The following is a 411-nucleotide window of genomic DNA, read 5'->3' as shown; positions in this document are numbered from 1 at the left end:
TTCAGCTCCAGCAGATCCGTCACTTCCGAGCCGGAACCGTTCACCTCGACATGGTCAATCTGCCCCGCCAGCTTGCCGCTGCGCGCCAGCGCCGCCTGCATCACCGCCTTTTGCGCCTGGAAGCTCGGCGCCACGGGACCGGCCGTGCGCCCGTCGTTGTTCACCGCCACGGCCTTGATGGTGGCGTAGATGCGGTCGCCATCGCGCTGCGCCTGCTCGAGGGTTTTCAACAGCACCATGCCGATGCCTTCGCCCAGCACGGCGCCGTTGGCGCGGGCATCGAAAATATGGAATTCGCGGCTCAGAATGTCGCGCTGTTCGAACACCTGCAGCGGACCGTCCGTATTGAGCAGGCTGACGCCGCCCACCACGGCCGAGGTGATATCGCCCGCGCGCAGTGCCTGGATGGCC

The 411-nt window shown here is 66.4% G+C and carries 1 protein-coding gene; it reads right to left on the bottom strand.

From position 1 onward, the window contains the following. The coding region (locus ACZ92H_RS29495) for a beta-ketoacyl synthase N-terminal-like domain-containing protein (RefSeq protein ID WP_465051979.1) at window positions 1-411 on the bottom strand (411 nt) is incomplete at both ends.

Source organism: Janthinobacterium foliorum (assembly GCF_978021625.1).
This window is presented reverse-complemented; position numbering and strand designations above follow the sequence as displayed.